This window comes from Phaeobacter sp. CAU 1743, assembly GCF_039839315.1.
Taxonomy (GTDB): Bacteria; Pseudomonadota; Alphaproteobacteria; order Rhodobacterales; family Rhodobacteraceae; genus Phycobacter; species Phycobacter gallaeciensis_A.
Genome location: NZ_JBDOQR010000117.1, coordinates 1 through 7,146, shown reverse-complemented (window position 1 = coordinate 7,146; position 7,146 = coordinate 1). Strand labels below are relative to the sequence as shown.

The window sequence follows — 7,146 nt, the reverse complement described above, 5'->3', positions numbered from 1 at the left end:
CAAAACCTCAACGCGGTTCAAATCGCGCTCGCTCATCATCACCCATCCCATGTCCGCTCGTCCTCGCTGTTGTATGCGAGGAGAGTGACACTTCTGAATTGCTCATGGGTGACATTATCGCTTTGCGGGTACACGCGCAAATCGTATAACTTTGGTTATGTAATATTTATGTGATTGCAGTATCGGCTGCGATTGACACGGCCACCTCGTCTAGGCGGTCACTCTTCATTATGTTGACGTGGTTTGCACCGGCTTTGTTGCACAAATCGGGGCGTGACTGCACTTCCCCATTCCCTAGACGGATTTAGCCTACGACCTCAGTAACAGGTATGCCAAGAGCTGTGTATTTGTTGAGGACGGCAACACGGGTTTGGATTTCTGCGACCTGCCGGTCGAAGTCCCGAGACATGAGGCTCTGCCCCAGCAACTTCACACAATGCATCTTGGTTTCGACACGACTTCGTCTGTGATACCCGCTCCACCGTCGCCAGATAGCGCGGCCGAGATATCGCGATGCGTTGACGGCCTCATTGCGTGCCATGGCACCGGCGCTGGTGGGTTTCCAAGGCTTGGCGTTCTTGCGTGGAGGGATCACTGCATGGGCATTCCGGGCGGCAATCGCATCATGGCATTTGCGCGTGTCATAAGCACCGTCAGCAGTCACTGACCCGATAGTCTGATCGGTTGGGATTTGATTGAGCAACTCGGGCAACATGGGCGCGTCACCGACATTGCTGCTGGTGACTTCGACGGCGCGAACTTCCAGCGTTTCTTCGTCGATCCCGATATGTATCTTGCGCCAAATCCGGCGCTTCGGGCCGCCATGCTTGCGAGCATTCCACTCACCTTCACCCTCGGCTTTGATGCCCGTGCTATCGACCAGAAGGTTCAGCGGGCCGGTGCCGCCACGATAAGGCAGGCTCACGTTCAGGGTTTTCTGGCGGCGGCACAGGGTGCTGAAGTCTGGCACCGACCAATCCAAGCCGATGAGCCGCAACAAGCTTTGTACAAAACCGGTTGTCTGCCGGAGCGGCATCCCGAACAGCACCTTCAGCGTAAGACACGCCTGGATCGCAGCATCACTGAAGCTCTGCTGCCGGCCGCGCTTGCCGCTCGGCGGCGGCACCCAAACCATCTCAGGGTCAAACCAGATCGACAGCGATCCGCGTCGCTTCAGGCTGTCATTGTAAGCCGACCAGTTCGTGGTCTTGTATTTTGTAGGGGCCCAACTGCTCATGCCCTTCAGCTATCATGATGGATTCGCAAGATGAATCCCCAGCGAGATTTGTGCAACAAAGCCGCTCTGGGTTCAATTGTGGCGAGGTTTGGTTAACTAAAATCCCCCATCGGCGCAGAGTTTTCGTAAAGATACGATCTTAGCCTTTCGATATATTGAACGGTGACCTGAAAACGGAGAATCTGTTTTCACGCCATCACTGATGGTTTTTGCCCCGCGACGTTTTTTGGAGTCGCAACTAAGGAAATTCGCAATATGCGAAATTTGTTTCCGAGCGCCACTGGAAATCAGTGGCGCTTTTTTTGTTCAGATTTAGGTGCCAGACTTGTTCGCAAATTTTATCTGAGCTGCCACAGCTGCGGCCAGAATCCATGCGGCACGTCTAGGGCAATTTCATTGGATATCTAGTTCACGCCTTGAGATAGTTGCGAACTCACAGATGATCCGCCGAATCTCTTGACGACGTATGTTCATCACCTAACGACACATCGTTCTATGCGGACGACAGTTTGATCCGAGGCTTCTGGTGAGCGATCAATACATAAAACGGGGTCCATAATCATGAATCATATCAGCAAGATAATCCTTAGTGCAGCAGTCGTCGTATCGGGTTGCGACAACGTCAATTCCACAACCACGCGGAACCAGGAAATAGAGCAGGCTGTATTCCAATTCCAGTCCTGCGTCGCAGCAAGCGGCAATATGCAAGGTTCCGCGGCCGGCGCCCAACCGGATTGCTGGATGTACATCATGAATATCAAAGACGATCTGCGCAGCGAGGTTCTCGAACAGTACGCGGCAGAAGCAGCTTCGGCTGGCGGTGGTCAGACTGGTACTGGTACTGGTTCTGGTGGCGGCGGCAATGGGTCCGGTGGCGGCGGCAACGGGTCCGGCGGAGGCTCCAGCGCAGAAGCGGGCGATGGAAGCGCGGCTGCGTCTGGGGGTGGCTCATCCGCCGCCGCTGGTGACGGTAGCGCCGCAGCGGCAAGCGACGGTTCGTCAGCAGCAGCCGGTGGCGGCGGCGCCTCAGCGGGGAGCGATGGTTCGGCAGCAGCGGCCGGTGGCGGCGGCGCCTCAGCGGCGAGCGATGGTTCGGCAGCAGCAGCCGGTGGCGGCGGCGCCTCAGCGGGGAGCGACGGTTCGTCAGCAGCAGCCGGTGGCGGCGGCGCCTCAGCGGCGAGCGACGGTGCGGCAGCAGCAGCCGGTGGCGGTGGTGCCGCAGCGGCGAGCGGCGGTGAGTCCGCTGCAGCAGGAGGCGGCAGTGCTTCCGCCTCGGAGGGCTAATGAATGCCTTCTAGCCGTCCCTTACTTCTTGCGGCGATCACCGTCACTTTCGGTACAGGCGCCATCGCGCAATCCGCGCCAGGCACCGACTGGTCCAGTGGTTGGAGTTTCCGAAACTCCAATCAGGTGTCAGTCGGAACCAGCCGGGCTAACATCATGCTGCAGGCACGCAAGACAGCCGGGCCGTCAACTGTTGTAAACACAACGAACTATTACAACACCGACAACCGCACCAATTACATGGACGTGGCCACCGATGGCGACGTCTCTACAGATTTTCAAGTTGGCGACGACATCGGTCAGAACACCAATTCCGTCGGCTCAATGAACACCGGCAATACCACCATCGATGTTGCTGGCAGCAACAACATGATTGATGCAGTCAACTCCGCTGACAACACAGGGTGCGTCGATGGCTCGGCATTCACGGGCTCAGTGGTGCCACCTGCGTTTTCGGACTCGCTGGGTCTGACCGCACCTGGCGCTCAGATTGGTAGCTCGCGGGTTGGCGGGATATCCAACATCGCACAAGCGTGTAACAGATGACATCAAAACGCAAAACTGTACTCAAGGTTCTCGCAGCGTCCTGCGCATTAGCAGGCTGTTCAGCTTCTGGAAACTTCGGCTTCATGCCGAACCACGTAGATGCGCCGCTGGCCAAGGGGCCGGCGATCCAGAACGTGACGACGCCTTTTGATCAGGCGCTCGAATGCGTTCGGGGAAAGATTGAACCATCGGTAAGTTTTGCTGTCGGGCAGGTCGTCGACGCAACCGGCAAGGAAACCTATTCCGAAGGTGGAAGCGGCAAAATACTGTCCCAAGGTGCTGGCGAAATGGTTCAGTCGGCACTGTATCGTGCGGGCGTAACCGTCGTGAATAGGCGCGATCCCAATATTTCGGTCGTCGAAACGCAATGGGGCATCCGCGATATCAAGCAACAGACGCCCACCAATTTCTACGTGTCCGGATCGATCAACAGCCTGGATTTCATTCCCGGCGGTGGTGTTGAGTTCGATTTTGCTGGCGTCGGAATTGGCAAACGGCAGAACCGTATCTTGATCGCACTGGACCTGTCGCTGACAGACGCCTTCACCGGTCGAATCGTTGCCAATGTCCCGTTGCAGAAGCAGATCTTTACCGAGGAATTCCGCGTCGGCGGTGACCGTTTCTTCGACACGACGCTCATCTCGCTGTCTGCAGGTGGAATGAAGCGCGAGGCGGTGCATTTTGCCATGCGCCAGATGCTGAACTTTGCAACGCTAGAGCTGCTCGGTCAGCTCATGTCCGAAGCAAACTATTCTTCCTGCCGTAGGATCGTGGCCATGATGGACGGAGACACATCCGTCTCCAATCGACGCGAAGACCTTCGCGACGTTGTGACGGCAGCGATGAACCGCAATACAGCAGAGCCGTTGCAAGCAACGAAGCCACCGCAGGCGGCACCTGCGGCACAGGGTCCCAAACCTCCGGTCAAAATCACCCCTGCCCTGCGCAAGCAGATGGAGAAGGCGACGATGTTCGCCGGCCGGGCACTTGTCGCCGCGCAGGCCGCCAAGAGCGCCAAGGATGCAGTCGAAGCGCGGAGCCACGCGCGTGAGGCGCAGCAATATGCTGCCGTCGCCATCCAGGCACTCAAGACTGCCGCGGCCAGCGGTCTGTCCGGGCCCGAAGGTGACGCTGTTGCGCTATTGGTTGAGCGCGCCCTTGTCGAGGTGCAGCTCTCTGAACAATCGGTGCGCAAGAAGGAAGCCGCTGCGGCGCGCAAGCCGAGTGAAAGCGGCTCCGGTGGCGATGCAGGATTACGTCCGAAAGATACTGAGAATGAACCAGATTCAGGGGTACCCCCCACCGGCAGCCTAAGAGACAGTCGGATCAAGGGGTTACCACACTGACCACGGGTTCGGTCACATGGGTGACCGGATGAGGCAGGCCTCCGTTAAAAACCTGCAGAATCGTTTTGGCCGGGAGGGGTCAATAACAAATTTGGAGACAAGAGATGAAAAAACTTCTTGCTACTTCCGCTCTCGCCATCGTTGCAATGAGCGGTGCTGCGTCGGCACAATCCGTCCTGGAGCGTGTGCTGGGCCAAATCGACAACGCCACCAACCTGGCATCGGTGAACGGTACGTTTGCAAACATCGCCGAGAACATCGGCACGCAGGGCACTACGAATGTGTACGTCGACGGCACGGGCGACCTCTTGACACAGGCCGAGTACGATGCGCTTGCAGCGTCTGAAGTGCAGACAGATTATACTGGCACTTACGCAACAACGGTTGCCGATACCTACTATGTCGATGTCGACACCGGCGTGGTTCTGACAAAGGCTGAGTACGATGCTCTGTCTGCCGTCGATCAGGCAGGCTACTCGGATATGGCCGATGGCACCGACCAACTATACTTCGTGAATGACGCAGGCGAAGTCATCACTAAGGCTGAATACGACGCGATGACATACGCTAATGATGCAGCACTGCAAACCGCACTTGGTTCCTATACTGCTGAGTCGATTGCAACTGGTCCCGTAGAAGGCATCAACGGTTCCATCAACAACTCGCTTGATGGCATCGACGCTGCAACTCAGGAAGCGATCGCATCTGCAACCGTATCTGCGACCGAATGGAATATGCCGACTGTCGATCTGGGCGACATGGCGACCACCGCGCTTGGTGCTGTTAACACTGGCGACATCACCCTGGGCGTGAACTCGGCGGTTGATGAGGCCTCGACCTCCACCACTGCTGCAGTTTCCGCTGTGATGAACCAGCTGGGCGGTTCGGCTGACACCGGCGCAATCGTGCTGAACGTTGCATCGAACATGACCGGCGTGAACGGTTCCATCAACAACGTGATGAACGAAGTGAACGGTTCCATCGGCAACCTGTCCACCACCGCTCTGGGCGCTGTTAACACCGGTACCATCGTTTCCGGTGTTGATGCTGCTGTTGCTGGCATCGTTGGCGCGTCGGCTGGTCAGTAATTGACATGTGTGGCGGCGGTTTCCGCCGCCACATTCCTCAAATTCCAGATAAACACCTCGGCTGCCGCGGTTGAAATTTCAATACGCGCGTGTTGCCTCCGAATTTACGCCAACCTCACTCATGGCATTGGCAGAACATCATAGGCTGCTGCCCGGGATTACCTAAGCCTATGATTGGTGGATCGTCCCATTCCATCGTTCTGCCGCGGGAAGGACTACACCTCCTTCCCTCTCAACAGCGGAAACGAGATTGCCCCCAGCGTCTTGGTTCCGCTGTTTCCTATTTCGGCGAGCTTGCGTAGCTCGCTATTCAACAGTGCGCAAACAACTGCCATTTCGTAAAATAAATAGACGGCCTTTATCTCAGGGTATATCGGGTTCGCTAATTTTTGAAGGGGGCAGTTATCGATAATCACTTCGGCCCGCTTTTAGTCGCCACAAATTCGAAAGATGCACCACAAAGAGAACTCTGTGTTCGACCAACCCGATGTGTCGCCCCGAGCGCATAAAATTGGACGCAGAAGACAAATACTTCGACGTCTGCTTCAATATGTGCTAAACCAACTATGTTACGATGAAGGAGGCCCGCCTGTGGAACTACTGCGCGACTCCCGGGAAATCATTCGCGCCTCAGCAAAGGGGTGCGCAAATTTAGTCGGTCGGCGACTTCAAATTTCCGCACTACTCACGATGGCAATGATCGGGCCGGCATGCGCTGGAACCGTCTTGGAACGCGTCCTTTCCTATGCCGACCACTTGGGGCTAAATACAACGCTGGCAAATATATCAGAAACACAATCGCCCTTCACCTCGGTCGACTTCATATCTTCGAGTATTGATGGTTCGATAACAAATTTATTCCGGTATGACGGACGCCCAAGCGTAGTCACTGATATATTTGCATCAGAAATGATACTGGGGCAGTCGACGGTCGATCTTAACACGGTGGATGCGCTCGGTATCGGTGCTGTTAATACAGGTGGCATACTCCTTGACCACAACTCCGATCAGATTGCTGGAATCCTAACCGGCACCAATGCGAGCGTGCAGCAAGCTATTGCCGCGTCGAGCCATGCCACGAGCCAACGGTCTTCGCCTTTCGGCAGCTCGGCAGATACCTCCGGCTTAGTCATTAACATGGCTTCAAACTCGCTAATGGTCCAGGGGCGCGTAGACAATATACTACACAATCTGGGCGGATCTATCGAACACATAACCGCCACGGCAATTGGTGCCGTCAACACCAGTGAAATTCAAAACGGAATTACCGGAATTGTAAACGACATCACAGGTCCAGCAATCTATTAGGGAACCTATGATCAAAGCCTTTTTCTGCGCCGAGTTTCCGGCTTGAAGACATTTTCCAGCGGTAAGGGCAAGGGTTCCAGCGACTTCCACGTTATTTTGGCCACCTAAGCGGAGGCTTCGGCAGATTTTGGGCGGACTCCGCCCCATACTGCGAGCCTACTGCGCATCATTTACAAGTTGCCCAGGCCAAACGTGTGAAGAGATGCGTCCCCCAACTTCAACAGCTAAGCGCGTAAGCGACTGATATTGTTGGAGCGGGATGCCCGCTTTTGCCACAACATGGCCGTTTCAGGCGGGTGTTTTCAGATCCAGGGCTTCGAAGAGGTCGAGTTGTTCC

6 protein-coding genes are annotated in these 7,146 nt (G+C 56.0%); 5 read left to right on the top strand and 1 reads right to left on the bottom strand.

Annotated elements, in window-relative coordinates; genetic code table 11:
• Positions 1 to 304: 304 nt before the first annotated feature.
• Positions 305 to 1,237: an IS5 family transposase gene (locus tag AAFO90_RS23460; protein ID WP_347510988.1), complete on the bottom strand. Its 933-nt coding sequence runs from the start codon at positions 1,235 to 1,237 to the stop codon at positions 305 to 307.
• Positions 1,238 to 1,987: 750 nt separating this feature from the next.
• On the opposite strand from AAFO90_RS23460, the gene AAFO90_RS23455 reads away from it, so the two are divergent.
• The 5 genes from AAFO90_RS23455 to AAFO90_RS23435 all read left to right on the top strand — a co-directional run bounded on the left by AAFO90_RS23455 (position 1,988) and on the right by AAFO90_RS23435 (position 6,809).
• Complete coding sequence (locus tag AAFO90_RS23455; RefSeq protein WP_347510987.1) at positions 1,988 to 2,521, top strand: hypothetical protein; 534 nt, start codon at positions 1,988 to 1,990, stop codon at positions 2,519 to 2,521.
• Between the two features lie 3 nt (positions 2,522 to 2,524).
• Positions 2,525 to 3,067, top strand: coding sequence for a hypothetical protein (locus tag AAFO90_RS23450; protein WP_347510986.1), 543 nt, complete (start codon positions 2,525 to 2,527; stop codon positions 3,065 to 3,067).
• Entirely contained in the window at positions 3,064 to 4,413 is a 1,350-nt protein-coding gene (locus tag AAFO90_RS23445) for a CsgG/HfaB family protein (protein ID WP_347510985.1), read from the top strand. Before AAFO90_RS23450 ends, AAFO90_RS23445 begins: the two co-directional genes overlap by 4 nt.
• A gap of 104 nt (positions 4,414 to 4,517) precedes the next feature.
• Entirely contained in the window at positions 4,518 to 5,501 is a 984-nt protein-coding gene (locus AAFO90_RS23440; RefSeq protein ID WP_347510984.1) for a hypothetical protein, read from the top strand.
• Positions 5,502 to 6,092: 591 nt separating this feature from the next.
• Entirely contained in the window at positions 6,093 to 6,809 is a 717-nt protein-coding gene (locus AAFO90_RS23435; RefSeq protein WP_347510983.1) for a hypothetical protein, read from the top strand.
• Positions 6,810 to 7,146: the final 337 nt, after the last annotated feature.